Raw genomic sequence first — 25984 nt, 5'->3', positions numbered from 1 at the left:
GGCCCGGCACTTTGCCACTGGCCCATGTCGCCGTTCTCATTCCTGCAACGCGGCAGCCTGGCTGACCACGCCAAGGAACTCAGCCTGAACACCTACACGCCCTCGCTGCGTCTGGAGGGCCTGGTGGCCGGCGTGGACAACGTGCGGCACGACGTCTTTCTGAGCCCGCGCTTTGCCGAAACCGCCCGCCAGCACATCGCCCGCCTCATCGTCCGCTACGGCAACGTGCAGGACCTAGTAGCGGAAGAGGTCTCCTTCTCCCGGCCTCCCTCCATCTTCCGTCCTCCGGAGGCCGCCAAGCCCAAGGCCGAGCCGGCCGACTTCAAGCGCAGCCTGCTGGAGCTGCATCTGGCGGCGCTGAACCGGGCCAAGGCGGAGAACAACGTCTCCATCGACCTGCTGGCCCGCCTGGCCGTCATCAAGTTCCTGCGCAGCGAGCTCAACGCCCAGTTCACCCAGACCTTGGAGCGCTGCCGCACCAAGCTCAAGGGCTACGAAGGACCCAATCAGCCCTCGCGCATCATGGAGATGCGCGAGCGTTTTGCCGCCCTGCAGATCGGCAAGAAGTCGCTGTTGCGCCGCGTGGGTCAGGACCTGTTCGAGACCCTGCGCGAGATTGAGAAGGAAACGCTCTCGCGCACGCGGCGCTCCCTGTTCGGCGAATCCGCCGGCGCCGCCCACTACGATCTGCTGCTCAACCGCCTGCTGTTCACCGAAGACGGGCGCGACGACTATCTCAACGCCGAACACTACGTCATGCTGGGCAACTACGAACGCGATCCCGACCGCTTCCAGACCATGCTGGAGATCGGCTGCGAGTTCCTGCGCTCGCTCAACATCTCGGCCAACGGCGGTACCGACGACGACCGCGCCCTCGATCCCTTCTTCAGCGCCCCGGAAAATGCCCAGGAACTCACCGCCGGCGGCACGCCCGATGAATCCACGCCCCGCGGCAAGTCGCAGAAAGCGCTGCTCCACGCCTGGGTGGACCTGCTGGAAAAGCAGCAGGTCATGGACCACGTCATCGCCTCCTATGAGGCGGTGCCGCTGCTGGCCCAGTACTCGCCCCCCATCAACGCCCAGCAGCTCAAGAACGCGCTCATTTCGCGCACCGAGCGCAAACGGGTGGAGACCCTGCTCGAGGAGCACGGTAAGATCTCTGCCGACGGCCTCAACGCCGCCGTCAAGCGTGTGGGCAACTGCAAGGGCGCGGAGCGCGCCAAGATGGCCGGCCGCTTCCTGGGCGACTTCATGCGCTACCACCGCGACCTGCGCCGCTTTGAGGCGCTCACCTCCGCCATGGACTCGGTCAACGTGGTGGCCAACGAGAAGCTGCGTGAGCTTTCTGCCATCAACAGCACCCTCTACGAGTTCCTGCTGGCCGAGGAGCAGAAGCCGGTGGAGGACAAGGTCATCCACCACGTCGTTATCAAGGCCGACGTCCGCGATTCCACCACGCTCACCCGCACCCTCATGGAGCGCGGCCTGAACCCGGCTTCCTACTTCAGCCTCAACTTCTACGATCCGGTGAACAAGCTGCTCGCCAAGTACGGCGCCAGCAAGGTCTTCATCGAAGGGGATGCCATCATCCTGGCGCTGTTCGGGCGCGAGGGTGAGCCCTCCAACTGCGTGGCCCGGGCCTGTGTGCTGGCGCGCGAGATGCTGGAGATCGTGCAGGCCTACAACCAGAAATCGCGGCCCGCGGGGCTGCCCATCCTGGAGCTGGGCATCGGCATCTGCTTCGAGGACTCCGCCCCGCTCTATCTCATGGACGGCAACAACCGCATCATGATCTCCCGCGCCCTGAACGAGAGCGACCGCCTCTCGTCCTGCAGCAAGGGCGCCCGCAAGCTGCTCGGCGCAGAGAGCGGCCTGTTCAACGTCTATTCCTTCCAGACCGTGGAGGACGTGGAGACCGCCGGCGCACCGGAAGAGCTCATGCTGCACTACAACGTCGGCGGTATCCACATCAACGAAGCCGCCTTCCGCCGCCTCCAGCAGGAAATCTCGCTCGAACTGCACGAAACTCAGCTTCCTACTCTTTGGCAGAACGAAACCGTCCGGCTCCATAGCGGGATGGTGGCCGTGGGTGCGGGCATGTTCCACCGCCTGGTGGTGCGCGAAGCCCGTATCGCCCACGTCGATCCCCGCGATTTTTCCCTCAAGGAGTGGACGCCGCGTAGCTACTACGAGGTCTGCACCAACGCCGCCATCTACGAATACGTGGAATCGGGCGCGCCGGTGCGCGTCGCAAGGCAGGCCTGATTCTCGTTCCCAGCCGATGGTGCCGACGGTGCCCCATGTCTGCGCCATGCTGTTCGGCGCAGACATGGGCTAATGAGCCTTGGAACTGGCGGGGGTTGCCCCACCCTTGTCGCTCCTGCCGTTGGAGCGACAGGGTGGGAAGGAAGACTTTCATTCTGTCATGCCGCGCGCATGCCCTCGAACTCCTCTTCAACCTGCGCCAGGAATCTGCGGCGACGCAAACGTCGGTCGTCCAGACTCAACGGCCCGGCTCCCATACCCGCGATAATCAGCGCGGCGCCAAGCATCGACAGGTTCTTCAGGAACATGACGAACTGCAGTTGCCCCATCGCCGGGTCCGTGAACGCCCAGAAGTTATGCATCATCAGCGTGACCGGCACCAGGAACAGCACCAGCAGCCACGCGCCGATGCGCGCACGGTAACCCAGCAAAACGCTCAACCCTCCCAACAGCGCAAGAACGCCTGAGACTGGCACCGCGATGGATGCCAGCGGCACTCCCTGTTGCGCCGCATAGTCGATTGTTTGCTTCGTGAAGTGGCCCACCGCAGAGAGTAGAAAGATTGCCGAGTACAGCACGCGCCCCGCAGCCACTACATACCCCATCCAACCGCTTCCCGGTGCAGCCGGAACCTGCACGTCCGGTGTCGCCTCGGGGCGGGTGGGGAAAGTTGTAACAGTATGAGTCGACATGATTCCTCCTCCTAAGTTGGATGGCCAGGTGTACGCGAAAGGCTAGACGAATCGGGCAACTTTCCCTTGACAAGTCCCATCCAAATTGATATTGTTAGTATGTTGGCTAAATGCCAATGAGATAAGTTATTCAGAATCAAAGACCGACTCTCTAAGCTCTTTGACATCAAGATTTTGGCAGATGCCACCCTAACCCGTTGATTCTGCATATACTTTTACCTCTTATAGAATCAAGACCTTGCCCCTAACTCATTGATTCTAAAGATGGTGGATACGGGGAGGGGGACCCTTGGGTACAGACCGGGCGCATCCCTGACACTTGCCAACTGAGACCTGCCGCTAGAACGTGCTTGGCCGCGCCTTGAAGGGAATCTCCACGATGGCTTCCAGGTCCACCGGCGTGCCGTGCTTGGTGGCTGGACGGAAGCGCCAGCGGGTCATGGCCAGGCGCGCATTTTCATCCAGAAGGTCGTCGAAGCCCTGGATGACGCGCACATCGGTCACGCTGCCGTCGGCACGGATCACCGCGTAGAGCAGTACGCGCCCTTCGACGCGCCGCCGGATGTAATCTGCAGGGAATGCCGGGTCCACTTTGTTCATGGCTGAAGGCGCAGTCAGCTCGGTGCGGTCGGTGGTTTCCTTCAGCTCCGCGAAGCGCACGATCCAGCTTCCGCCTGCCGACGTCAGGTTGGGCATGTTGATGGTCATCGAGTAGAAGCGTTTGGGACCGAAGACCTGGCTCTCGACGCTGCCCGCGGCCGGGCGCGTTGGCGCATTCGTGGCTGGCGCCGTCTCTCGCACCACGTTGGGAGGCAGTGCCGGGGCGCGCGCCGCTGCCAGCAACTGCTCACGCGTGACGCTGTTACCCGGGGCGGTGACCGCGCCACCGCCGCCCGCACGGTTGCTCTCGCCGGCTACCACGGCAACCGGCCCGGTTGCTGGTGGCCCGCCGCCGATGAACACGCCGGAAGGGTTCGTCGCGGTGCCGCTCCCCGGTCCGCCGGTTTCCCCGCTGCCGGTGCCGCCGGGACCGCTGCCGCCGCCGGCAATCTCCGGCGTGCCGGGATTATCCGGACTGCCCTCGGGCGTGGCGGCGAAGATGCCGCGCCGGCTGCCCGGGGGAATTTCCACCGGCCCGCCGACCGCGGTGGGAGAGAGGCCCAGGGCGATGAGTTGACCCGCCGCCCGGGCTCCGCCGCCTGCGCCGTGCGTCGAGGGAGGTGGCGGGGCGTTGCCGCCTTCGCTCTCGCCGCTGGAAGCGCGCTGTTCCGGAACCGGCAGGCTGGGAATCAGCACGGCAGGATGGGAGCGCGCAATGTTCAGCTCTCCGACCCTGCGCTGCAGAGCTTCCGGTGTGGGTGGCGCGCCGACCACCGCTGGTGCAGGCATCTTGGGTAGCGACGCAGCGTCGCGCCGGTGCGCTTCCGGCGGCGGCGCTACTACCATCGGCGCCAGCCAGGGCAGCGTCAACTGCGAAGTCGGCCGGGCCGTGGCCGCGATCGGGGCCGGCGCCGGTACCGGCGTCCACACGACCACGTTGGGAATCTTCACTTCCTCGAGCAGGATCTTGGGCGCTGCGGGATTCACAATGGTCTGCGTGGAATTATCCGGCTGCGCGGGGATGGAGATGAGGGGCTGCCGCGCGTACTTGGGTCGGCCCTTGCGCGCCACTTTGGCCGGCGCGCTGCCGGTGGAGAGCGACGGCAGGTACTCGGAAACCTCGTAATACGTGAGCGTCCGGTTCCCGGTGGCCGAAGGCGGCGCTTGCGGCCGCATCCGCCACAGCGTGGGGAAGGTGACAATGGTGAGGATGACGAAAATGTGATACAGGAACGACTGCCGCAGGCTCGCGTAAGGAGGCCGCGTAGGGACGAAGACATCCGGCCAGAACGCCGCCGGTCTCGAGGTCAGGCGCAGCGGCGCTTCGCGCCGCGGCAGCAGCAGGTCCCGCAGATTGCGCCGGAAGACCTTTCCCCACGGCTCCAGTTCCACCAGCAGCGTAGGCGGCGTGGGAGGGGAGACGGCGCCAGACGCGCGTTCTTCGGTAACCATCGGGCCGCTCTGCATAGACTGCGGGACCGGCGGAAATCGCCGAGTAACGAGGATTATAGCCGAGCCCTGCCGCGGCTCGCGGCACGGGTAGCCGCTTCGCTGGGACGGGAAAACCCGACTTCTGCGCGATGACTGCAGCGTGTCAGCCCGGAAGCGCGATTCGTGGTCTAATGAGAGAGCGTGGTGACGCTTATGAAGGCTCGATGGATCTTGCTTTTGCTCGTTGCGACAACCTTGGCGGTGGCGCAGCAAACCGCGCCGCCCGGGAGCGCAGCGAACCCGCAAGTCCCGGCTGCAACCGCTGCGCCCCTCGAAGATATTTCCGGCGCGTACTCCTTTCTCGAGGAAGGCGAGTATCTGCAGATCAACGTTCAGGAAGGCAAAGTGACCGGCTACGTCTCGCGCTTCAACGAGGAGCCGGGAGGCGGCAAGACCTTTCTCGACCAGCTCTTCGACAAGGCTTCGCTCGAGGGCGACAGGCTGAAGTTCACCACGCGGAAGATTCATGGCGTCTGGTTCGAATTCGAGGGCAAGGTGACCAGGGCTGCGAACAAGAAGCGAGCCGACGAGGGTTACTTCGTCCTGAAGGGTATCCTGACCAAGTTCACCACCGACGCCAAGGGAAAGGCGTCCAGCAAGTTCCGCGAAGTGGAATTCAAGTCCTTCCAGCCGGAGGGCGAACCGATGATGGAATCCGCCCCTCCGGCGGCCCCGAAAAAGGGCTGATCCACAGCCCTGTTGAAAAAGCGCCGAGTCGCTCGGAAGACAAGCGGAATGTGTGACATAGCACCAAAGTGCTATAGGCCGCTTTTGACCTTGACACCCAGCCCTGCTGCGACCTACCGTGTGCGTAGGCGGGTGTGTATTCGGGTAGCGAACTCTCCGTCCGTGAAGGGCGGCGAGCTGGCTGTTGAACCTCCTCCGGGCTCTGTGGTTGCTTCCCGAAGCAGCGAAGGAAGCATGATCGGCTCGACCTTCGGCGGTTATCGCATCGAAGACCGCATTGGTGCCGGCGGCATGGGTGTAGTGTACCGTGCCCACGACGTGAATCTGGACCGGCCCGTTGCCATCAAAACCCTGCTGGCGCCCGACACGCCCGATCCGGCCGGCGAGGCCCGCTTCCTGCGTGAAGCCCGCGCCGCTTCCCGCCTGCAGCATCCCTCCATCATGACCATCCACCAGTTCGGCGTGGAAGGCCGCACGCGCTACATCGTGATGGAGTACGTGGAAGGCCGCACGCTGAAGAAGATGATGGACGGCCGTCCGCTGGAGGTGGGGCAGTTGCTGGAGATCGCCGTGCAAGTGGCCGAAGGCCTGGTCACGGCGCACGAGCATGGCGTGATCCATCGCGACCTGAAGGCGGAAAACATCATGGTGACGCCGCGCGGCCAGGTGAAGATCCTGGACTTCGGGCTGGCCAAGCTGCGCGACCGCGATCCGATCGGCGATCCCGGTGAGACCCGCTCGTCGTTCGAAACTACGGGCCTAACGCTGCTGGGCACGGTGAGCCATATGTCGCCGGAGCAGGCCCTGGCCATCGAGATCGACCCGCGCACGGACATCTTTTCCTTCGGCGTGGTGCTGTACGAGATGGCGACCGGCAAGACGCCGTTTTCCGGTCCCACGCCGCAGGCGACGCTGGCCCGCATCCTCAGCCAGGAGCCGCCCTCGATTCCCAGCCTGAACCCGGAGATTCCACCCGAACTCGACCGGCTGATCCGCAACTGCCTGCAGAAGGACCGCACCTGCCGCCCCGCGGCCCGCGACGTCCGCGACCGGCTGAAGAACATCCAGGCCTCGCTGAGCGCCAACAAACTGACTGCTTCGGCCATCCGTCCGGCTTTGGAGCTGGTGGCGCAGAAGGCCAGCCAGCCCTCGTATGTGACGATAGCGCCGCCGGTTGCGCCCCGCGCTGAGCCCGGCATCAAGAACTGGTACCTGGCAATACGCGGGCTGCGTAAAGGGCTCTCGGTGGGAATGCTGCTGTGGCCGATTTCTTTCGTCGCCTACTTCTTCGTCGCGGGTGGACTGGTGCGTCCGGAAGCCATCGCGGACACCTGGTTCCTGACCGCCGTCCAGGCAGTCGCCGAACCGCCGCTGCATTTGGCGCATGACCTTATTGCTGTAAATCTGCGGTCAGGTCACTGGGACTTCATGGTGCTGGCGCTGGCGGCGGCGGCGCTGGTTCTGCGCTCCCTGCTGTTGACGCCGGTGCGTCGCGTCGAGGCCAAGCTGAACGCGCGCCTGCACGGACGCCCCCTGCCGCGCTCCTGATCGGCCCGCCCGGCGAGCGCTTCCGCCAGTTTCAACGTGCCGCCCGGCGAGACTTCCGCTGCGCGTTTCGTTGGCGCACCAAAGGGCTGGCTGCGCGACGGCTTCTGCCGGGTCCGCAGGTCGGAAACGTGGCGTGGCAGGCCACGCCGTCCATGGAGACGGCGCCCGAACCCCGGGTCGTCGCCAGGCCGCGGGCGCCGTAGAGCCGCTATGAGCTTCCGTACGCGCATCGCGGTGCTGGTTGCCGCCACGCCGGCAGCAGCGGGAGCAGTTACGCTCCTGCCGCGCATTCCGCAGGATCCCGCCTATCACCGCTTCGCCGACGCGCGCTCCTGGCTGGGCGTGCCCAACTTCATGAATGTTGCCTCCAACCTTCCGTTCCTGCTGGTGGGGCTGGCAGGACTGTGGTTCGCGCTGGGGAAGGGAAGCGAGGCCCGCTTCACTGCGTCCGCGGAGCGATGGCCGTGGGTGGCGCTGTTCCTGGGTGTCGCGCTGACGTGTTTCGGCTCGGCGTACTACCACGCGGCGCCGTCCAACGCCACGCTGCTCTGGGACCGCCTGCCCATGGCGGTGGGATTCATGGGCGTGCTGGCCGCGCTCATCGCCGAACGCATCGAGTTGCGTGCCGGGTTGATTGCCCTGCCGGTGCTGATGACCGTGGGGTTGTTCAGCGTGGTGTACTGGCATGCCGGCGAACTGCGCGGCACTGGCGACCTGCGGCCCTACGTCATGGTGCAGGTTTTCACCCTGCTGGCCGTGCCGCTGATCCTGGGATTGTTTCCGGCGCGCTACACGCGCGGCCCGGACCTGCTGGTAGCAGTTGGTATCTACGGACTGGCGAAGCTGTTCGAAGCCGGGGACGCACTCGTCTTCCACCTCGGTCATGCGGTGAGCGGCCACACCCTCAAACACCTGACGGCCGCGGTCGCAGCCTACTGGATACTGCGCATGCTCGGACGGCGGCAGACCGTCGGCTCCTTGATCGCCTGACAGGGGTGTGATTCCTCCACCTACGCGCCAAAGAGGGGCCCTCCGTTCGCCGCGCCGTGGAAGTTCGCAGCCCTTACCGACAATAGCTGCCGTACCGGGCAGCATCTGCGCCAGGCGATGCGGAGGTTCGCAGCAACGCAAAGTCGATTTGTTCAGTAGCGGCGCGAGCGATGAGGTGCGGCGGGAGCGCATCCGCAGAGCGCGCAGCGCCGGGCGTCGCGGGTGATTTTGCGATTCAGCAGCGCCCGTCCGCAGAAGTAGGCAGCGGTGCGAAGCGGCGCCCGGCGGTTCTTGCCGCTGGTCACAGGCGTTCCCGCCTCGGGGTCCTCAGGTTTTGTTGCCATCGGCCGGCTCCGCTCCACGCTCACCCGCCTGTGCTCTCGTTACTTCAACTGCGCCACCTTGATTCTTAGGGCATCCGCCTCAGAGTCTCTCTCGAGAGCGATGAGACAACGTATTTCTCCTTCCAGAGCCCGTTTCATGTTTCGCACCTGCGCAGCGTGAATCTCCTGGTATGTGCTCTCCGGGAAGTTCGCGCCTTCTATCTGGTCCATTGCCGTCTGCACAAGGGCTTCTGCATCCCGGTAGGGCTGCAGGGCGCGCTCGTACTCTCGCAGTCCTTCGCGCAACCCAGCCAATTGCCACAGAAAGTCCAACTGCATGGCGCCGGAGAGCGGCTGCTCACGAAACCAAGCGAGCGCCCTAGTAAAGATCTCATCGGCCTCCTTAGGCTTTCCCTGCCGCGCCCGCAAGTTGCCGTACGCTGCATAGGCCCACCACCGTCCCAGCATCGCGATTTCGCCGCTCATCCCGTCGGCCAGCGTCATCGCCTCCACGCAACTCATTTCGGCGTCATCGTTCGCTTCATCGCTGCACTCGCCCGTGAGTCGCTTCAATTCATGAAGGGATGCCTCCACTTGCGGCTGTTCTGTTTGCTTGCAGACTTCGATAACCGCCATAGATTGGACTTCTACGGGCTCTCCGTTGAGAGTTTGCGGCACGAACTCCCACTTGGCCAAGGCTTCGGCGGCACGATCCAGGAGTAACGCCGCCCCCGCATAGGCAGTCGCCTTGCGGATTTTGCCATCGGTCCCGACTATGATCCGCACCATCACTGCCCCGGGCACATCGGGCGGCAGCTTCTCCACCGGGCAGAGGGGTGCTACGCGTAGGAGTGCTTGCGGCTCGAGCGCGGACCACGCAACAGCCGCTACGGCGCGCGGGCGGTCCTGTGACCAGAGCAACCCTAGGCAACCGCCGAGCAACACTATCGCAATTGCGTGCCGCATGGTGACCCATCCATTGGAATTAAGACTTTTCCGTGCTGCAGGTCGCTTCAAGAATGGTCGGGGCGAGAGGATTTGAACCTCCGACCCCCTGCGCCCAAGGCAGGTGCGCTACCAGGCTGCGCTACGCCCCGACGCATCGATTGTAGCCCAAGCGCGCGCGCCCGCGGCCCGCCCTTCAGTCGAGCCTGGCGCCAAAGGTCTTGAGGTACTTCATGCCGGTGTCGCACATGATGGTGACGATGGTCGCGCCGGGACCCAGTCGTTCGGCGAGGCGCAGCGCGGCGAGGACATTGCCGCCGGTGGACGTTCCGGCAAAGAGGCCTTCTTCACGGGCGAGGCGGAGTGCCATGGCCATCGCCTCTTCCGTGGAAACGCGTTCGATGTGATCGGCGATGCCCGGCTGCCAGAGCGGCACGACAAAGCCCGCTCCGACCCCGTCGATTTTGTGGGCGCCCGGCGGGCCGCCGGAGAGGACCGCGGACTCCGAGGGCTCAACGGCGACGATCTTGATCTGCGGATTGTGCCGGCGCAGGACCTCCGCGTTCCCGCGAAGGGATGCTGCTGTGCCCACGCTCTGGACGAATCCATCGATCCGTCCGCCGGTCTGATTCCAGATTTCCTCTGCCATCTTGTGGTAGGCGGCGAGCTGGTCGGTGTTTTTGAGCTGGTCGGTCCAGAAGGCCCCGGTTTCTTCCGCAATGATGCGGGCGGCTTCAATCATGTCGCGCGTGAGCTTCTCCGTCATGCGCCCGCTGTCACTGGGCACGACCTGGAGCCGGGCTCCGAGGATTCGCATGTGATCGAGTTTTTCCCGGGCGAAGGCATCCGAACTCACGATATGCAGGGGATATCTCTTGACGGCACAGATGAGAGAGAGAGAAACGCCGGTGCTCCCGCCGGTGTATTCGACGACCGAGCCGCCCGGTTTGAGGCGTCCGTCCGCTTCCGCGGCTTCGATCATGGCCAGCGCCATGCGGTCCTTCATGCTGCCGGTTGGGTTTTCGCTTTCCAGCTTCAGCAGGATACGGGCGCCGTTCGCGGGTACGATGTGGCACAGCGGCAACAACGATGTATTGCCGATGCAATGCAGGATGTCCGGCGGCAAGCTGTCCATGAGGTGGTCTGACCCTCCCAGTGGATGTAGCTTTCCGGCGCAGGTCGCATTCTTTGTGGGCCGAACTTGCTCTACCCGCCGCGGACCCAGTTGACGAGTAGAACCAGCGCAACCACGGGCAGAGCGGCCAGCGCCAGCACCGCAGCCAGCAGGCCGATAAGGAAGAGCGAGTCCATCATGGTCTGCCGCCGGCGTTCGGAGCCTTCGTACTTGCGCAGCAAGTCGAAGTTGCGCCGGTTCGATTTCCAAGCGACGTCGAAAACATCGCCCACGAGCGGCAGGCTGCCCAGCAGGGAATCAAGGGCGACGTTGGACAGCATGCGGACGATAGCCACACGCGGCAGGCCCCGCTCCCAGGCGGCGTGCAGCAGCAGCGCCGAGACCAGGCCGGTGAGCATGTCGCCGAGGCCGGGCAGTAAGCCCACCAGCGGATCGAGGCCGAAGCGAAGCTGCGTTCCGGGGATGCGGAACAGGTCGTCCATCAGGGCTGCCAGGAAGTCGAGCTGCTCGTCTTCGAGCCTACGCGAGCGGCGCGGCTCGGCCCCGGGTGGGATGATTTCCGGCTCGGCGCGGATGGTCATGGCGTCAGGATAGCGTACGCTGCGGGCAACTGCCCGCACGACAGCCGGCAGGTCGCCGGCGCTACGCAGGCCGCTTGTCTGGTTTTGGCCGTCGGCACCCCCGGCAGGACTATAATCACACTCCGGTATGCAGCCGCTGCACTATGCGGTGGTGGCTTACGTACGGAACTCAGTGGGACGTTTCGTCGAAGAGCTGCGCCGCGAGGTCTACCCCGAACACAGTCATCTTCCCGCTCACGTCAGCATCCTGCCGCCGCGCCTGCTTTCCGGCAGCGAAGCCGCCGCCCTGGGAACGCTGGAGGAACTGTGCGCCAGCTTTCATCCCTTCGACATTACCCTGGGCGACGTGGACAGCTTCGTTCCCGTCACGCCTACAGTTCACATCCAGGTGAAGGAGGGCGCGGAAGAGATGCGGCGCCTGCACGACTACCTGAATCGTGGCAGCTTGGAGTTCGTGGAGCCGTGGACCTACCACCCGCACCTGACCATCGTGAAGCTGGCCGGGGATGCCGAAGCCCGCGCCGCCGAAGCGCTTTCTCGCGAGCGCTGGAACCGATACCGCGGCCCGCGCACCATCCGGCTGGACGAGCTGACTTTCGTCCGCGAAGGCCCGCACAACCGCTGGGTGGACCTTGCGCCGGTGCACCTGGGCCGGCAGCTGGCGCCACGCCCCTAAGCTGGCAACCTGTGGTTCGCAGTGGTGTGGTCTTGCTAGAGCACCGACAAGATGCGCATAGCCATGGCAGTAAGTTCGTCGGCCTGAGTGCTCGTCAGTTCCTTGTCGCGTTGCGCGTCCACGGCATTGATGAACGCTTGGAGCTTGTTAGCTGCGTCGGCACGCTGGCCTGCGTTGGCCTCGTTTAGCGCCTCAAGAACATTCTGCAGCTTCGTGTCGAGCGAGTTGCTGATTCCCTGCTGCAGGTTGTAGCTCGCGACCACCACGACCAGTTGCTGGAGAAGCGGCACTGGCTGGTCCAAGGGGTGGTACAGGTCGGCGCTACCGCCGCCCGCCACTAACACCTTGCCACTGCTGAGCAGCGTTGCTGTGTGAGCTAAGCGGTCTGAGGTCATATTGCCATCCGTGGCGGCGAACGTGTTGGCGGTGGGGTCGTACCGTTCGGCACTGGAAGTGATTCCAAAGCCGTTGTGCCCCCCAGTCAGCAGGACCTCGCCGTTATTGAGCAGCGTCGCGGTGGCAGCCGCGCGGGCCGAGGTCATCCCGCCCGGGATAGCCGTGAAGCTGTTCGCGGATGGGTCGTACAGTTCGGCGCTTGCCAGATAGTCGAAGCCACCCCCCGCCACAGACCCGAAGCCGCCAGCGATCAGCACTTTTCCGTCGTTGAGGAGCGTCGCGGTGTGATGGTAACGGGCTGCCGTCATACCGCTGGGGATGACCGTGAAAGTGCCGGTGGAGGGGTCGTACAGTTCCGCACTCGCAAGATTGCAGCAGCCCCCGGCCACGAGCACCTTGCCATTATTGAGCATTGTCGCCGTGTGCCAGTAACGGGCTGCAGACATCCCGCCCAGAGTCGCCGTGAAGCTGTCGGTGGCGGGATCGTACACTTCAGCGCTGGACGTAGACGCGCCATCGTGGATTTCTCCCCCGACTACCAGGACCTTGCCATCGTTGAGCGGTGCCGCGGCTAGATACTGGCGCGGTACGGTCATCCCGGCCTGCGTAGCCGCGAAGGTGTTGGTGAGAGGGTCGTACAGTTCGGCGGTTGTCCCCGCCCCGCCGACCACCAGTACCTTGCCGTTGTTGAGGAGCGTTGCCTTATGCCACGTGCGGCCTGAGGTCATCCCTCCTGGGACAGCTGTGAAGGTGTCCGGCACTTGCGCCGACACTACGCTCGCAAGTTGCAGGATGACTAAAGCTACGAACGTACGGGAAACCACGGATCGCATTCCTGTTCTTTGTTTCATCTCCCACCTCCAGCGGGAAATCCGTCAAGAAAAGAAAAATTGAGCAAGTCGGCCATGATTCGGCGGCCTGAGGATGCCTCGTCAATCAGAAACGTGTGTGATCCGTGCTGGGGGCCCGCCTCGCTTAGACAGTGTGTGGACGGTAGAGAGCGTGTATGGGAGCGAGGGTATGAGTACGTTGATTCTCTTCCGTCGACATTGTGACTGTCAAGGTGCTAGGTCACTGGCCGACGTGAGCTCCTATGGCGTACTTCCCCGCACGATTTTCCGGACCTGCCTATGTGCCTAGGACGTCACCAGTCACTCCAATCACCAATTTGTTAATCCCGCTAACATCTTTGTTTTCAGCCAGTTAGGGCGCTCGCATCCCGTCGCCGCCATCGAGCCAGCTCTCCCCATTGGTGCATGTCCTTTCCTCATCTTGTTGCTGGATGGCACCGAGGGTACACAGGTAGGAGCACAGGCAGCCTGCGGGCTGCCGGTCGGGGAAAGCAAGCCTCCTCCCCTCAGTCAACAGAGGCTTGTGGGCAACTACGCACACGGGCCCCGAAAGGATTCGGCAATGCATATCGGAGTGTATGGCACCGGTTATCTGGGCACGGTGGTCTCGGCCTGCCTGGCCGATTTCGGTCTTCCGGTCACCTGCTACGACCGCGACGAGGTTCGCATCGCCCGCCTGCACCAGGGCCAGTTGCCCTTCTGCGAAAAGAACCTGACGGACATGGTCCGCCGCAACACGCGCGTGGGACGGCTCACCTATACGACCGAGCTGGCGCACTTCACCAATCGCGCTGACGTCTTCTACATCTCCCCGGACTCGCACCGGCAGATCGATGAAGCGGCGATGGAAGTGGCCGGCGGCGCCCGCGCCCGGTCCATCATGGTGATCGCCACCCCCGTGCCGGTGGGCACAGCGGTGCGCGTGGAACAATGCCTGCGCGACCTGGGGCATGACCTGCAGGTCGTGGCGCAGCCCATGTTCCTCACCGACGGCTGTGCGGTCGAGGACTTCAACTGGCCGGACCGCATCGTGCTGGGCACGACCTCGAACGATGCGGTGTTCACGCTGAAGCAGATCTACCGCCCGCTGATCATGCGCGGCGTGCCGGTGATCGTCACCAATCCGTCCACGGCGGAACTGGTGCGCGAAGCGGCCACTGCTTACCTGGCGACCAAGGTGGCGTTCATCAACGAGATCGCTTCGTTGTGCGAGGGCGTACAGGCCGACGCGGTGGACCTGGCGCTGGCGCTGGGTCTGGACCGCAAGATCGCGCCCCGCTGCCTGCAACCGGGAACGGCGTTCGGCGGTCCGTTCGTGGAAACGCAGATGGATTCGCTGGCGCAGCTCGCGGTGCGCCACGGCCAGGGGTTGAAGGTGCTGGCTGCCGCTCGCGAGGTCAACGCTTCCATCTCGGATCGCATGGCGGACAAGATCACGTCGCTGCTGCAGAACGTGCCCGGGAAGGAAGTCGGCATCCTGGGGCTGGCGTTCAAGCCGCACACCAACTCCGTGGCGCAGTCCTCGGCCGTGCAGTTGGCGCGCCGGCTGACGGCGCGGGGCGCACACGTGCGGGCTTACGACCCGGTCGCGATTCCGGAAGCGCGCCAGGAACTGAACGGCACAGTGAAGTATTGCGAGACGCCGTACGCCGCCGCCGAAGGCTCCGATGCCCTGGTGGTGGGCACCGGCTGGCCGGAGTTCCGCGACCTGGATTTCGACCGCATCAAGCGCACGCTCAAGCGGCCGCTGATCGTGGACACCAAGAATCTGCTCGACTCCACGCGCCTGCGCGCCATGGGCTTTGAATACGTGGGCGTGGGCCGCTCCTAAGTTTCTGTCTCTCTCCCTCCTGAACACCAAGCGGACGGCTGCCGGGCCGTCCGCGTGGCTTTTAACCACAAAATTCAACCGCTTGCGCCGCCATTCGGTCCGCAATCACGCTTGCTATAATCGAGTGGTTGCGGTGGGTGTAGCTCAATCGGTAGAGCACCGGACTGTGGCTCCGGACGTTGTGGGTTCGAGACCCATCACCCACCCCAGCATTTGATTCTCGTTTCTGCGCCTTCCTGTTTCCACAGCCAGTTCTCTCCTGCATCTAACTCGCCACGGAGCAATCAGAGTGTCGCGCGGTTCCGCTTTACCTGCGGAATGGCCAACCAAACCGCGCTGGAGGTGCCGTGACCATGCGCAAGCGGCTTGCGATTGCGGGTCTGCTGGGTGTCATCCTGGCAGCCTGCGTTCTTGGCACGGCTGCGCTGCACAGGCGCTGGGTGGAGCCGCTCGTCAAGCAACGCCTGGTGGCGATCCTGCAAGAGCGGTTCGACGGCGACGTCGAGATCGAAGAACTGCGGATTTCCGGCCTCCTGTTTCTCCGGATTGATGGCGAAGGCCTGGCCATGAGAAGCCGGGAGCGGAAGGACCTCCCTCCCTTGATTCGGGTGAAGGCTTTCTCGGTGGAAACAGGGTTGCTGGCCCTGTTGAGAACGCCGCCTCACGTCGATCGCGTCCGGATTGAAGGGCTGGAGATTACTGTGCCGCCGCGCAGCCAGCCGGGCGGAAGCTCGCTGGGCAAGCGGCTGGCCGGCTATCGAATCGCCGTACAGGAAATAGTCTCGGACAACGCGCAGTTGACCATCCTGCCCAAGCGGGAAGGCAAACTGCCGATCGTGTTCGATCTTCACCACGTCTTGCTGCGTTCCTCAGGTTCGGGCCGGCCCATGTCCTTCCGCGCCAGTCTCACCAACCCCAAGCCGGCGGGCGAGATCGAGGCGACGGGCTATTTCGGCCCCTGGGAGGCGGAAGATCCCAGCCTGACTCCAGTCTCCGGCGAATACAGCTTTCGTGACGCCGACCTCAACACCATTCGCGGCATCGGCGGAATATTGGCCTCCACAGGAAAGTTCGAGGGCATTCTCGGACGCTTGGCGGTGCAGGGCGAGACCGACACGCCGGACTTCAGTGTCGACGTCGGAGGAAACCCGGTTCCGTTGCACACGCGCTTCAGTGCGGTGGTGGACGGCACCAGCGGCGACACGCTCCTGGATTCGGTGGAGGCTCGCCTGGGGAACTCCACCATCCTGGCCAACGGCCTGGTGGCGAGAACTGCCGAGCCGAGAGGTCGCGTTGTCGCTCTGGATGTCAGCGTCCCGGAAGGTCGGATCGAAGACTTGTTGCGCCTGGCGGTGAAGGACAGCACGCCTCCCATGACCGGCCCGGTGCGCCTTCAGACGCAGTTCCTGCTGCTGCCCGGAAGCGAGAGAATCGCGCAACGCCTGAATCTCAGCGGCCGCTTCCACCTCGCCAGTGCCCGCTTCACGAAGTTGAGCGTGCGCAAGAAGGTGGAGACGTTGAGCCTGCGGGGCCAAGGGAAGACTGAGGAGGAAGGCTCCGAGGTCGCCTCCGACCTGGAGGGACGCTTTCAGTTGAAGAACGGCACGCTGTCCATCTCCCGGCTTAGGTTTCAGGTGCCGGGCGCGACCGTCCGCCTCCGCGGGCATTACAGCCTCCTGGAAGGCACTCTGGACCTTCGCGGGACGCTGGCTCTCCAAGCCAAACTATCCCAGACAACCACCGGAGTAAAGTCGTTTCTTCTCAAGGCGGTCGATCCCTGGTTTTCGCGGAAGGGCGCCGGCACGCTGCTTCCCATCGAGGTCAGCGGGACGGCGAAGAATCCGCAGTTTGGGGTCGATGTCGGGAAGGCCCTGCGGCGAACGGACTAGCGGCTACAATGTCGCTTCCCATGGCCCGTCCCCTGGAGCGGATGGCTGCGTGGCTCACCGAGCGACGCGTGCGTCGGCACGCGGCTCTGTTGGGCTTGTGCCTGTGGCTCGTGTACGCCTTCAGCCTGTCAACACCGGGGATGCGCGACCGCGCAGGTATCGTCAAGGGCGCCGACTTCCTGCACTTCTATACGCTGGGAACGCTGGCCAACCAGGGGCGCGGTGCGGACCTCTACGACGCTTATGCGCAAAAGGCCGAATCGGAGCGCCTGGTGCCGGACTCCAAGGGCTTCTTCTTCCAGCCCGTGCATGGCCCGCAGATGGCGCTGCTGTTTGCTCCCCTGGCGCGTCTGCCTTATCCGGTGGCCGCTGTTCTCTGGATGTCCATCAGCGCGGTCACCTACGGCCTGTGCTGCCATGCGGTGTGGCGACGCTGCCCGCAACTCGGGCAACACCGAGGAACCGTAGTGCTGCTGGCGTTTGCTTCCCCCGCGTTCTTCAATCTGATTGCCCACGGGCAGACCTCGGCATTGGCATTGGGGTTCCTCACGCTCGGTTATCTGGCGCTCGAAGCAAAGCGACCTCTGCTCGCCGGCCTTACCATCGGCATGCTCATCTACAAGCCGCAGCTCGGACTGGCCGCGGCGGTCGTGTTCGTGTTTACCGGGCAGTGGAAAGTCGTCCTGGGTGCCGTGGCGGGAGCGGCGGCGCAACTGGCCGCCGGCTGGTCGTACTGGGGTTCGGCCGTGATGGAGCAGTACGGGCAGACTCTGCGGATGCTGGGCGCGATGTCCTCGGTGCTCGAGCCGAAGCTCTACCAGATGCACTCTCTGCGGGCGTTCTGGATGCTGCTGGTGCCGTGGGAAGCGGCGGCGCGCTGGTTGTACTTTGCCACCGCGGGCGTGGTGTTGCTGGGCGTGGTGTGGGTGTGGAGAACGCCAGCAACACTACCCTTGCGCTACTCCGGTTTCCTTCTGGCTACGGTGTTGGTGGCGCCGCACCTGACCGTCTATGACCTGGTGATCCTGGCGCCGGCGATGCTTCTGCTGGGGAACTGGGCGCTGTCGAACGCTGACCATCACTGGTCGCCGACGATGCGTGTGCTGCTCTATCTCTCTTATGCGCTGCCCTTGCTGGGTGCGGTGACACAGGTAACGCATCTGCAGCTTTCAGTGGTGGCGTTTGTGGGCATGGCGTGGGTGGTGGTGCAGCTCTCGGCGGAGGAACGGGCCAGCCATAAGCAATAAGCAGTAAGCGATAAGCGCGAGCCCCAAGAAAAACGCGAGTCTACGTCACAAAACTGCGTGAATCAGGGGCGTTCAAGCTTGCCGCTAATCGCTTATTGCTTATCGCTGCTTCAATCCAACGCGCACGAACCCGGTCCGCGGGGATCGCCGCAGGTGCCGCAGGGAGCGGCGCTGGGACGGGAACTCGCAGCGCTCCTGCCCGCTCCCACCGCGAACACGGAAAGCTGCTGCTCCAGTCGTCCGCTATGGCAGGAGGGGCACTCGGGCTTCTGCACGCCGTAGACCACGGCTTCAAAATGCTGGCGGCAGTCCTTGCAGATGTATTCAAAGATGGGCACAGGGTGACTCCCGCTACAGAACATAGCATTCTGGCGCTGCCGCCGCAACGCGCCATTAGAATGACATCGCCCGACGATGCCCGCAGCGTTCGTTCCCAGCCAGTCTTTCCGCCCGCGATTCGGCCTGTCCGGTCCGCATCGGCAGACCATCGCGGCGGCGCTGTTGCCGCGGAATCACCGGCTGCCGCGAGCGGAAGAACGCAGGTTCACGGTGGAGGAAGGCTCGGAGGTCCTGTGCCACTGCCACTGGCAGCCGGAGCCGCGCGCGGCGCTCACCGTGGTGTTAGTGCATGGGCTTGAGGGCTCGAGCGAGTCGCAATACATCCTGGGCACAGCGGCCAAGGCGTGGGCCGCAGGGATGAACGTGGTGCGCATGAACCAGCGCAACTGCGGCGGCTCCGAACGGCTGACGCCCACGCTCTATCACTCCGGGCTTTCGGGCGATGTGGGCGCGGTGGCGCAGGCGCTGATCGCCGACGGCCTGCCGCGGCTGGCGCTCGCCGGCTTCTCCATGGGCGGCAATCTGGTGATAAAGCTGGCGGGCGAGTGGGGGAACGACGCCCCGCGCGAAGTTGTGGCCTTCGCTGCCGTGTGCCCCGCTATGGACCTGGCCGCCGCGGCCGACGCCATCCATCTTCCCGAGAACCGGCTGTACGAGTGGAATTTCCTTTGGGGCCTGACGCGGCGTGTGCGCCAGAAGGCGCGCCTTTTCCCCGACCGCTATTCGCTGGAGAGCCTGCGCTGGATGCGCAGTGTGCGTGAGTTCGACGACCGGGTGACGGCGCCTTACAGCGGATTCCGCAACGCCGACGACTATTACGCGCAGTCTTCCGCGTCGCGCGTTGTCGACCGCGTCGCGCGCCCGACGCTGATCATCCACTCCGACGACGATCCCTTCATTCCCCTGATGCCGCTGACACGGACGCACATCCGGGCCAATCCCAACATCACCTTTCTCGAAACTCGCCGCGGCGGGCACTGCGCGTTCCTGGCGCCGGCCGTGGGCTACGACGGCCGCTGGGCGGAGCGGACGATTGTGGAGTTCCTGAACCAGCACTCAGCAGTCAGCACTTAGCGCTCAGCCACCTTAGCGGATTGCTGGTTTTCGCGTAAGCAGGTCGGAGTTCGCTTCTCTGATCAGGTGCTAAGGCCAAATGCTAAATGCCAAGTGCTAAGTGCTACCATAAGCGCGTGCAAGCGGATGCGTCGGTCGAGCTCGGGCGTGAGGATGACGTCCTGGAAATCCCCTGGGCGTCGGCGGACGGGCGGGTGCGCTACTACGACCTGAAGCGCCAGCCCGAACTGCTGCTGAACATCGACGAAGCCCACCACCACCGCGAACTGGGCGAGTTCCTGGCCTCCATCAATTCGCCCAACTCCATCCTGGAGACCGCGAAGTGCGATACCTGGCTGAGCAACGAACTCAGCGAGGAAGAAGCCATCTACGGCGTAGGCTGGAAGTTCGGCTCCTACATTGACCTGATCTTCGCCGACCCCGGGCCACGCTTCGTCTTCGAGGCCCACGAAGACTTTGCCGACCGCGCTTCGCGGCTGCTGCACCGCGTGCCCGAGATTCCTTCGGCCGCGGAGTTCATCGTGCGCCGCTGCTACTACCACGGCGAGGAGCCCTCGGCGCCTCCGCGTGAAGGCTTCTGCATCACCTTCTATCTGTACGGCTACGGGGACGACGAGAACGACGCCCGGCGGCGCTGGGGAATCGCGCTGAAGGTCATCGAAAACGCGCTGCTGCAACTCTCAGCCATGCAGCGCCGGGAAGCGGCGGGCCGGTAGCTCCCGGCCACCAGCACTAGGGGACGGGCGAAGCTCTTTGCGCCACCGTCCTGTGGGCCTCCGGTAACTTCGCCAGCCAGCGGTCGCGCGCCGCGGCGAACTCCTCCCAATCGCGCTTAGCGACCGGCTCGGCCGGGGGCAGGCGCAACGCCTCGAAATTGCGGAACTGGCCATGTTGCGTGATGCGGAAGTCCAAGTGCGGCCCGGTCGCCAGGCCCGTCGCGCCCACCAGCCCGATCACCTGGCCCTGTCGGACGTTCGCGCCGCGCTCCACCAGGATGCGAGAAAGGTGCAGATACATGGTCTCGTAACCATTCGCGTGCCGCAGGCGGACGGTCTTGCCGCCGCCCTGCATCCAGCCGGCGGAGATCACGCGTCCGTCGCCGATCGCCTGTACCGGTGTGCCGCGGGGCGCGGCGTAGTCGGTTCCCAGGTGGGGCCGGTAGCGCTTGAGGATGGGATGGAACCGGCTGCGGCTGAAATGTGAGGATACGGGCGCCGCGAACTTCAACGGCGAGCGCAGGAACGCCTTCTTCAGCGACTTGCCGTCGGGCGCGTAGTAGGCCGCCTGTCCGGCGGGATCGCGGAACAGCACCGCCTGGTACGGATTGCCGCTGTTAATGTACTCGGCCGCCAGGATCCGGCCGTAGCGCCACTCGCCGCGCGCTGTCCTGCGCTCCAGCACGACGCTGAAGGTGTCGCCCGGCTGCGGGTCGGTGTAGAAATCGAGGTCCCAGCCGAAGATGTCGGCCAGCTTGAGGGCCAGCTCCGGACGCTCCCCGGCACTGGTGACGGCATTGAACAGAGAATCCTGGATCACTCCGGTGACCGTCGTGACTTCAGTATCGAACGGGATTTCCTCGACCAGGGCGCGGAATCCGTCGCCCGAACGCTGCACGCGCAGCTCTTGCTCCGGGTCGATGCGGTAGCGCACGGTGCGCACGTCGCCTTCCAGCGACTCGCCGACCGCCAGCGTGCTTCCGGCGCGCACGCGGCGCAGGTCATAGACCTGGCTGGCCGCGGCCACAATACCGGCGACGGTGGCGCGCTCCAGCCCGGCTTCCACCAGCGTTTCAGCGAAGGTGCCGCCGCGGGGGACAGCCAGTTCACGGAAAAGGACCAGCTTGGCCCGCAGTCGGGCCGCCTGTTCCTGGGCCAGGCGCACTTCGCGCGAGAATTGTTCCTCCACCCTCTCCACTTCACGGAAGCTGTAGGTCAGAGCTCCGGAGCCTAGCAGGGCCAGCGGCAGGACAAGTGAGAAGAATCGACGGCGCAACGCTCCTCCGGGTGTTGATGTCGTTGGTCTTCTTCCAACAGGCGGGTCAGGATACCGCAGGCCCTGCTGCGGCCCCAAGTGCCTTGCGTGGGTCGCGCAGATTCAGTGGGACGAATGCGTGGGAGAGGTTACTTGGAGAACGGGCTCTGCGCGCCCACGAACTCGACCCCTACTTCCGTGCCGTCACGATAGATCACCCGGACATCGAGGGTGTGGCTGGTGCGGGTCTGCGGCTCGACTACCGTGATGCGCAGCTTGCGTCCTGCGGGGAAGTCCTGGGAGGCCATGCCGCCAGCCAGCTCGATGGCCATGCCACCGCCCCCCGCCACTACGACCTTGCCCAGTTCGCGGCCGCTTTCATCCACCGCGTAGGCGTCGCCGGGGATGGGGTGGCGCTCGAACCGGCGGCGGTCGTCCGGGCTTTCTGTCGGCACTGCGGCCTCCGAGACTACTTCCCCAGCACCATCTTGGCGATGGTCTGCAACTGCATGTTGGACGTGCCTTCGTAGATCTTGCCGATCTTGGAGTCGCGCCAGTATTTCTCCACCGGGTAGTCCTTGGTGAAGCCGTAGCCGCCGTAGATCTCGACCGCCATCGACGTCACGCGCTCCGCCACCTGGGAGGCGAACAGCTTGGCCATGGCCGCTTCCTTGACGAAGTTCATGCCGGCGTCCTTCATGCGGGCGGCGTTATAGACCATCAGGCGCGCCGCCTCGATGTCCGTGGCCATCTGGGCAAGCTGGAACTGCAGGCCCTGGAACTCCGCGATGGGTTTGCCGAACTGCTTGCGCTCCTGCGAATACTTCACGGCATACTCCCAGGCGCCCCGGGCCACGCCGACCATCTGGGCGCCGATCCCGATACGGCCTTCGTTCAGCGTCTCGATGGCGATCTTGTATCCCTTGCCCACCTCGCCCAGCACATTGGCTTTGGGCACGCGGCAGTCCTCGAGGATGAGTTCGGTCGTGGACGAAGCGCGTATGCCCAGCTTGTCTTCCTTCTTGCCCACGCTGAACCCGGGGAAGTCCTTTTCTACCAGGAATGCGGTGATGCCCTTGTAGCCCGCCGCCGGGTCAACAGTCGCCAGCAACACAAACAGGCCGGCTTCCTTGCCGTTGGTGATCCACAGCTTGCGCCCGTTCAGGACGTACTCGTTGCCGCGCAGCTCGGCGCGGCACTGCAAGGCGAAAGCGTCGGAACCGGAGCCGGCCTCGCTCAGCGCGTAGGCCCCGACCGTGTCCCGCGCCTGGCGGGGCAGGTAGCGCTGCTTCTGCTCAGCGTTGCCCCAGCGAAGCAGGGCGTTGTTGACCAGCGTGTTCTGGACGTCCACAATGACCCCGGCGGAAGCGTCCACGCGCGAGATCTCCTCCACCGCCAGGATGGCCTCGAAGAAGGTGCCGCCGCCGCCGCCGTACTGCTCGGGAATCTCGATGCCCATCAGGCCCAGCTCGAAGAACTGGCGGATGAGGTCGGGCTCGAAGACGCCTTTTTCGTCCATCTCCCGCACCAGCGGGCGGATTTTTTCCTCGGCGAATTGGCGGATATTGTCGCGAAAGAGGACTTCGTCTTCGGTGAGCGCCACCAGCGGCGGTGGCGTCGCCTTGGTCAGGACTGCATCAGGCATAAGAGATCCTTAGCATGAAGATGGCCCGCCGCGATTGTAGCAAGGGCTAGAAGCCAGTAGCCAGGAGCTAGCTGCTACTTCTTGCCGCCCACCACCTGCAGCCCTTCGTTTTCCAGGATCTTGTGGATCTGGGCGCGGGCGTGCACGGCCCACGGACCGGAGCTGTCCATGCGCAGGTAGGTGCGCCAGTGGGGCAGGGCTTTGCGCGGCTGTCCGAGCTTCTCGTAGGCCAGGGCCAGGTTGTAGTGGGCGTCGGCGTAGTTGGCCGCCAGTTGGATGGCGCGCTTGTAGGTTTCGACCGCTTCCGGCAGGCGGCCGGTCTCATCCAGCACGTTGCCCAGGTCGAAATAGGCCAGGGCATAGCGCGGATCGGAGGCGATGGCCGCGCGGTAATGCTTTTCCGCCTGTACGTAGTCACGGCGGTTGTAATGCAGCGTGCCCAGGTTGATGTGTGCTGCGGCGTGCCTCGGGTCGAGCTCGATGGCCTGCTCGTAGGCTTCGATGGCCTGGTTCTGCATGCCCGGGTCTTCCTCGAGGGCAACGCCGCGGGCGAAGTACTCTTCCGCCGTCTCCGCCGGACGCATGTACTTGACCTTGGCGGGCACGACGTTCTCCACGGTTCCGAAATCCAGCAGGAACTGTCCGGCGATGGGTTCCACCGAGCGGCCCCGGTGCCGGAACACAATGCGGCGGCCGTCGGTGGAAAAGGTTCCCGCCTCGAGCAGCGGATTCTCCATGCCCGCCACCTGGCGCTGCATGGCGCGCAACGATTCGCGAATCACCGCCGGCCGCACCCGCTTGGCGCTCAAGTCGCGCAGCTTCTTGATCTGCAGGAGGTCGAAAAAGGAATAGCTTTCGCCCACAGCCACCAGCCCGGCTTTCTCCCAGCTCCCGAGCTGCCGTGCCGTGATGCGCAGGATGCGCAGTACGTCTGCTCGCTGATAGCGTTCCAAGTTTTCTTTCGCGGAGCAGTTAGAGCTTGCCCGTCATTATCGGAACGGTTACCGGGCTTGGCAAGACCTATTTATCCACAGGTAGCGGGTTGGGAAACGTGCACCGGGAATGAGGCACTCGTAGTCCAGCACTTACCGGTCCGTGATCGAGTGCTCGCTGCACTGCCAGCACGCCTTTACCGGTGCAAGCGATGCACATTAGAATCAATCCATCGTGTGATTCGCGCCGAGCCGACGTAGCTCAGCTGGTAGAGCAGTCGATTCGTAATCGACAGGTCATCGGTTCAAATCCGATCGTCGGCTCCATCTCAGCAATCGGCGGTCAGCAATCAGCGGTCAGCAATCAGCGCTCAGCCGAACCTGATCCCTGAAACCACAGCTGAAAACGCGCCGCGGGATCATCTCGCAGTTCGCTGCACCCACGCACGACTCGCTGAGCGCTGACTGCTGATTGCTGACTGCTTCCCTACAAAACGAAAAGGCCGCCCGGCAACCAGGCGGCCCTCTCTTAAGGGAGAATAGTTCCGACGGACAAGCCGCCAAAACTTTTCTGGCAAAAATCTTATGTTTGGCGATTGTGGGGTGTCAAGCAAATTCTTGATAATAAGTGCTTTTATTTTCAATAACTTAAGATGTGGGGCGATTTTCCGAAGAAGTGACAAAATCTGTCACTCTGCGCCGGTCGACGTCATCTAACCCGCTTCCGGCCAATGGCTTAGGCTGCTCCCCGAGGTTGAGGCGGATGATCTCCATTTCCTGTGGCCGGTCGAACACCCTCCCGGGAAACAAGCGCTTCACAAAGATGCGTACGCCGCCGAAGGCCACGCCGGCCACCAAGGCGAACAACAGAATGAAACCGATCAGCACAAAGATGGCCAGCAACAGATTGCCGATATTGTCGCGCGGACTGAGGAAGGTGTTCTCGTTCCAGGTGATGTCGGCGTCGTAGTTCACCGCCGCCAGCAGCGGCTGCGCGTCACCCGGGGTGACGCCGCTGACCACCGCGACCAGCGGCCCGCTGCGCCTGGTGTTCAGCCGCAGGTCCGGACGCGAGGCCCCGAACGCTTCCAGCGTTTTCAGCCGCGCTGCGGCAATCTGGGGCGTGGGGTAAGAGATGACCGCCAGCATGGCTTCTCCGCCCGTGGTCTGGTAACGCGCCAGCGCAATCTCCGGGTTGGAGCTGAAGTCGAGGCTTTCGGCCGGCAGCGGGAGACCCGACGTGGCCAGTCCCGCTGGACCCAGGATGTAGCGCCCGGAATTCCTGACCGCACCTGTGTGCGGCAAATACGCGGGCAGAGAAGGCGCTTGCGTTCCTTCACGCGATGTCCCCTGGGGCAGCGCATCGGCCAGCGCGCGCAGTTCGGCTGCGGACATTGCGGTCAGCCGGTCCAGCACCGCGGTGACCAGGATGTTGCCGCGATAGAAAAGCACATGCCGGTCGACGGATCCCCCCATATCGCCCAGTTGTTCCTCCTGCATCTCCGGGGGGCGGTAGAAGGTAAAGGCGCCATACGCGCCGCTGGAATCGCGAAAGCGAGCCGCCCGGACATCGAAGCTGCGGTCACCGCGCACATAGCGGGCGGACTCGAAGTCCGTGAATCCGAATTCGGCCAGCAGCGCCGGCTGCGTGGGATCGGCTATCTGTGCCTGGGTGCTCTTCTGTGAAGGGGCCTGTTTTTGCCAGCCGGCGAACGAATCCGGCAGCAGCGGCGCGATCTGCGCGACGGCACCGGCGGGTGCGGCCAGCAACACGAACATGAAAAAAGGGCGCAGCATGATCGCGGGCAGGTCCGGCATCACATACCAGCATTAGACACCGGCCCTCAACAAGGATTTTACGCTTTCAGCATGCTAC

At 64.2% G+C, this 25984-nt stretch carries 23 protein-coding genes and 3 tRNA genes; 12 read left to right on the top strand and 14 right to left on the bottom strand.

The window, feature by feature from the left end:
• Positions 1-24 precede the first annotated feature (24 nt).
• Entirely contained in the window at positions 25-2265 is a 2241-nt protein-coding gene (locus tag VNK82_02305; GenBank protein ID HXE89773.1) for a hypothetical protein, read from the top strand.
• A gap of 158 nt (positions 2266-2423) precedes the next feature.
• Here VNK82_02305 and VNK82_02300 read toward each other — a convergent pair whose 3' ends face one another.
• Both VNK82_02300 and VNK82_02295 read right to left on the bottom strand, forming a co-directional pair.
• The gene (locus VNK82_02300; GenBank protein ID HXE89772.1) at positions 2424-2957 is read right to left on the bottom strand and encodes a DoxX family protein; all 534 of its coding nucleotides are present in this window, start codon (positions 2955-2957) and stop codon (positions 2424-2426) included.
• A gap of 339 nt (positions 2958-3296) precedes the next feature.
• Positions 3297-5009, bottom strand: a complete 1713-nt coding sequence (locus tag VNK82_02295) for a TonB family protein (protein HXE89771.1) — start codon at positions 5007-5009, stop codon at positions 3297-3299.
• Between the two features lie 216 nt (positions 5010-5225).
• On the opposite strand from VNK82_02295, the gene VNK82_02290 reads away from it, so the two are divergent.
• From VNK82_02290 to VNK82_02280, 3 genes are all read left to right on the top strand, one after another.
• Positions 5226-5735, top strand: coding sequence for a hypothetical protein (locus VNK82_02290; GenBank protein HXE89770.1), 510 nt, complete (start codon positions 5226-5228; stop codon positions 5733-5735).
• 234 nt (positions 5736-5969) lie between these two features.
• Positions 5970-7283 carry a serine/threonine-protein kinase gene (locus VNK82_02285; GenBank protein ID HXE89769.1) on the top strand — a complete coding sequence of 438 codons (1314 nt, stop codon included), beginning with the start codon at positions 5970-5972 and terminating at the stop codon, positions 7281-7283.
• A gap of 210 nt (positions 7284-7493) precedes the next feature.
• Positions 7494-8273, top strand: coding sequence for a ceramidase domain-containing protein (locus VNK82_02280; GenBank protein ID HXE89768.1), 780 nt, complete (start codon positions 7494-7496; stop codon positions 8271-8273).
• Positions 8274-8425: 152 nt separating this feature from the next.
• Here VNK82_02280 and VNK82_02275 read toward each other — a convergent pair whose 3' ends face one another.
• The 5 genes from VNK82_02275 to VNK82_02255 form a co-directional block, all read right to left on the bottom strand.
• Positions 8426-8617 carry a hypothetical protein gene (locus VNK82_02275; GenBank protein HXE89767.1) on the bottom strand — a complete coding sequence of 64 codons (192 nt, stop codon included), beginning with the start codon at positions 8615-8617 and terminating at the stop codon, positions 8426-8428.
• Positions 8618-8656: 39 nt separating this feature from the next.
• Positions 8657-9421: an energy transducer TonB gene (locus VNK82_02270; protein HXE89766.1), complete on the bottom strand. Its 765-nt coding sequence runs from the start codon at positions 9419-9421 to the stop codon at positions 8657-8659.
• Positions 9422-9616: 195 nt separating this feature from the next.
• Positions 9617-9693, bottom strand: a tRNA-Pro gene (locus VNK82_02265).
• Between the two features lie 44 nt (positions 9694-9737).
• Positions 9738-10676 (bottom strand): cysteine synthase family protein, encoded by a 939-nt coding sequence (locus VNK82_02260; protein ID HXE89765.1) that lies wholly within the window; start codon positions 10674-10676, stop codon positions 9738-9740.
• Between the two features lie 71 nt (positions 10677-10747).
• Positions 10748-11257, bottom strand: coding sequence for a DUF4112 domain-containing protein (locus VNK82_02255; GenBank protein ID HXE89764.1), 510 nt, complete (start codon positions 11255-11257; stop codon positions 10748-10750).
• A gap of 127 nt (positions 11258-11384) precedes the next feature.
• Between VNK82_02255 and VNK82_02250 the strand changes: the two genes are divergently transcribed.
• Positions 11385-11933 (top strand): 2'-5' RNA ligase family protein, encoded by a 549-nt coding sequence (locus tag VNK82_02250; GenBank protein ID HXE89763.1) that lies wholly within the window; start codon positions 11385-11387, stop codon positions 11931-11933.
• A gap of 35 nt (positions 11934-11968) precedes the next feature.
• On the opposite strand, the gene VNK82_02245 is transcribed toward VNK82_02250, so the two are convergent.
• Positions 11969-13180, bottom strand: coding sequence for a kelch repeat-containing protein (locus VNK82_02245; GenBank protein HXE89762.1), 1212 nt, complete (start codon positions 13178-13180; stop codon positions 11969-11971).
• Between the two features lie 562 nt (positions 13181-13742).
• On the opposite strand from VNK82_02245, the gene VNK82_02240 reads away from it, so the two are divergent.
• The 4 genes from VNK82_02240 to VNK82_02225 all read left to right on the top strand — a co-directional run bounded on the left by VNK82_02240 (position 13743) and on the right by VNK82_02225 (position 18147).
• Positions 13743-15011 carry a nucleotide sugar dehydrogenase gene (locus VNK82_02240; protein HXE89761.1) on the top strand — a complete coding sequence of 423 codons (1269 nt, stop codon included), beginning with the start codon at positions 13743-13745 and terminating at the stop codon, positions 15009-15011.
• A gap of 133 nt (positions 15012-15144) precedes the next feature.
• Positions 15145-15220, top strand: a tRNA-His gene (locus VNK82_02235).
• A 144-nt stretch (positions 15221-15364) separates the two neighbouring features.
• Positions 15365-16900, top strand: coding sequence for an AsmA-like C-terminal region-containing protein (locus tag VNK82_02230; protein ID HXE89760.1), 1536 nt, complete (start codon positions 15365-15367; stop codon positions 16898-16900).
• A 20-nt stretch (positions 16901-16920) separates the two neighbouring features.
• A complete protein-coding gene (locus VNK82_02225) occupies positions 16921-18147 on the top strand; it encodes a glycosyltransferase family 87 protein (protein HXE89759.1) in 1227 nt (408 codons plus the stop codon).
• Positions 18148-18257: 110 nt separating this feature from the next.
• On the opposite strand, the gene VNK82_02220 is transcribed toward VNK82_02225, so the two are convergent.
• Positions 18258-18485 (bottom strand): FmdB family zinc ribbon protein, encoded by a 228-nt coding sequence (locus VNK82_02220; GenBank protein ID HXE89758.1) that lies wholly within the window; start codon positions 18483-18485, stop codon positions 18258-18260.
• 76 nt (positions 18486-18561) lie between these two features.
• On the opposite strand from VNK82_02220, the gene VNK82_02215 reads away from it, so the two are divergent.
• Positions 18562-19560 (top strand): alpha/beta fold hydrolase, encoded by a 999-nt coding sequence (locus VNK82_02215; GenBank protein ID HXE89757.1) that lies wholly within the window; start codon positions 18562-18564, stop codon positions 19558-19560.
• 116 nt (positions 19561-19676) lie between these two features.
• Complete coding sequence (locus VNK82_02210) at positions 19677-20276, top strand: hypothetical protein (protein HXE89756.1); 600 nt, start codon at positions 19677-19679, stop codon at positions 20274-20276.
• Positions 20277-20292: 16 nt separating this feature from the next.
• On the opposite strand, the gene VNK82_02205 is transcribed toward VNK82_02210, so the two are convergent.
• The 4 genes from VNK82_02205 to VNK82_02190 form a co-directional block, all read right to left on the bottom strand.
• On the bottom strand, positions 20293-21552 hold the full coding sequence (locus VNK82_02205; GenBank protein HXE89755.1) for a M23 family metallopeptidase: 1260 nt from the start codon (positions 21550-21552) through the stop codon (positions 20293-20295).
• 128 nt (positions 21553-21680) lie between these two features.
• Positions 21681-21986, bottom strand: coding sequence for a PilZ domain-containing protein (locus tag VNK82_02200; GenBank protein ID HXE89754.1), 306 nt, complete (start codon positions 21984-21986; stop codon positions 21681-21683).
• A 14-nt stretch (positions 21987-22000) separates the two neighbouring features.
• Positions 22001-23176, bottom strand: coding sequence for an acyl-CoA dehydrogenase (locus VNK82_02195; protein ID HXE89753.1), 1176 nt, complete (start codon positions 23174-23176; stop codon positions 22001-22003).
• Between the two features lie 74 nt (positions 23177-23250).
• On the bottom strand, positions 23251-24129 hold the full coding sequence (locus VNK82_02190; GenBank protein HXE89752.1) for a tetratricopeptide repeat protein: 879 nt from the start codon (positions 24127-24129) through the stop codon (positions 23251-23253).
• A 230-nt stretch (positions 24130-24359) separates the two neighbouring features.
• Between VNK82_02190 and VNK82_02185 the strand changes: the two genes are divergently transcribed.
• Positions 24360-24435: transfer RNA gene (locus VNK82_02185), tRNA-Thr, on the top strand.
• Between the two features lie 321 nt (positions 24436-24756).
• Here the strand turns inward: VNK82_02185 and VNK82_02180 are convergent.
• Entirely contained in the window at positions 24757-25926 is a 1170-nt protein-coding gene (locus VNK82_02180; GenBank protein ID HXE89751.1) for a DUF6599 family protein, read from the bottom strand.
• Positions 25927-25984 lie beyond the last annotated feature (58 nt).

Source organism: Terriglobales bacterium (assembly GCA_035573675.1).
Lineage (GTDB): Bacteria > Acidobacteriota > Terriglobia > Terriglobales > Acidobacteriaceae > DATMAB01.
The sequence above is the reverse complement of the archived record's forward strand: the minus strand, read 5'-3'. Positions and strand labels throughout refer to the sequence as shown.

Coding starts and splice junctions, on each gene's coding strand:
- VNK82_02250 (HXE89763.1), top strand. CDS start 11,385: ATGCAGCCGCTGCACTATGCGGTGGTGGCTTACGTACGGAACTCAGTG.
- VNK82_02280 (HXE89768.1), top strand. CDS start 7,494: ATGAGCTTCCGTACGCGCATCGCGGTGCTGGTTGCCGCCACGCCGGCA.
- VNK82_02195 (HXE89753.1), bottom strand. CDS start 23,176: ATGCCTGATGCAGTCCTGACCAAGGCGACGCCACCGCCGCTGGTGGCG.
- VNK82_02295 (HXE89771.1), bottom strand. CDS start 5,009: ATGGTTACCGAAGAACGCGCGTCTGGCGCCGTCTCCCCTCCCACGCCG.
- VNK82_02275 (HXE89767.1), bottom strand. CDS start 8,617: ATGGCAACAAAACCTGAGGACCCCGAGGCGGGAACGCCTGTGACCAGC.
- VNK82_02225 (HXE89759.1), top strand. CDS start 16,921: ATGGCCCGTCCCCTGGAGCGGATGGCTGCGTGGCTCACCGAGCGACGC.
- VNK82_02255 (HXE89764.1), bottom strand. CDS start 11,257: ATGACCATCCGCGCCGAGCCGGAAATCATCCCACCCGGGGCCGAGCCG.
- VNK82_02285 (HXE89769.1), top strand. CDS start 5,970: ATGATCGGCTCGACCTTCGGCGGTTATCGCATCGAAGACCGCATTGGT.
- VNK82_02245 (HXE89762.1), bottom strand. CDS start 13,180: ATGAAACAAAGAACAGGAATGCGATCCGTGGTTTCCCGTACGTTCGTA.
- VNK82_02230 (HXE89760.1), top strand. CDS start 15,365: ATGCGCAAGCGGCTTGCGATTGCGGGTCTGCTGGGTGTCATCCTGGCA.
- VNK82_02260 (HXE89765.1), bottom strand. CDS start 10,676: ATGGACAGCTTGCCGCCGGACATCCTGCATTGCATCGGCAATACATCG.
- VNK82_02240 (HXE89761.1), top strand. CDS start 13,743: ATGCATATCGGAGTGTATGGCACCGGTTATCTGGGCACGGTGGTCTCG.
- VNK82_02305 (HXE89773.1), top strand. CDS start 25: ATGTCGCCGTTCTCATTCCTGCAACGCGGCAGCCTGGCTGACCACGCC.
- VNK82_02180 (HXE89751.1), bottom strand. CDS start 25,926: ATGCCGGACCTGCCCGCGATCATGCTGCGCCCTTTTTTCATGTTCGTG.
- VNK82_02300 (HXE89772.1), bottom strand. CDS start 2,957: ATGTCGACTCATACTGTTACAACTTTCCCCACCCGCCCCGAGGCGACA.
- VNK82_02215 (HXE89757.1), top strand. CDS start 18,562: ATGCCCGCAGCGTTCGTTCCCAGCCAGTCTTTCCGCCCGCGATTCGGC.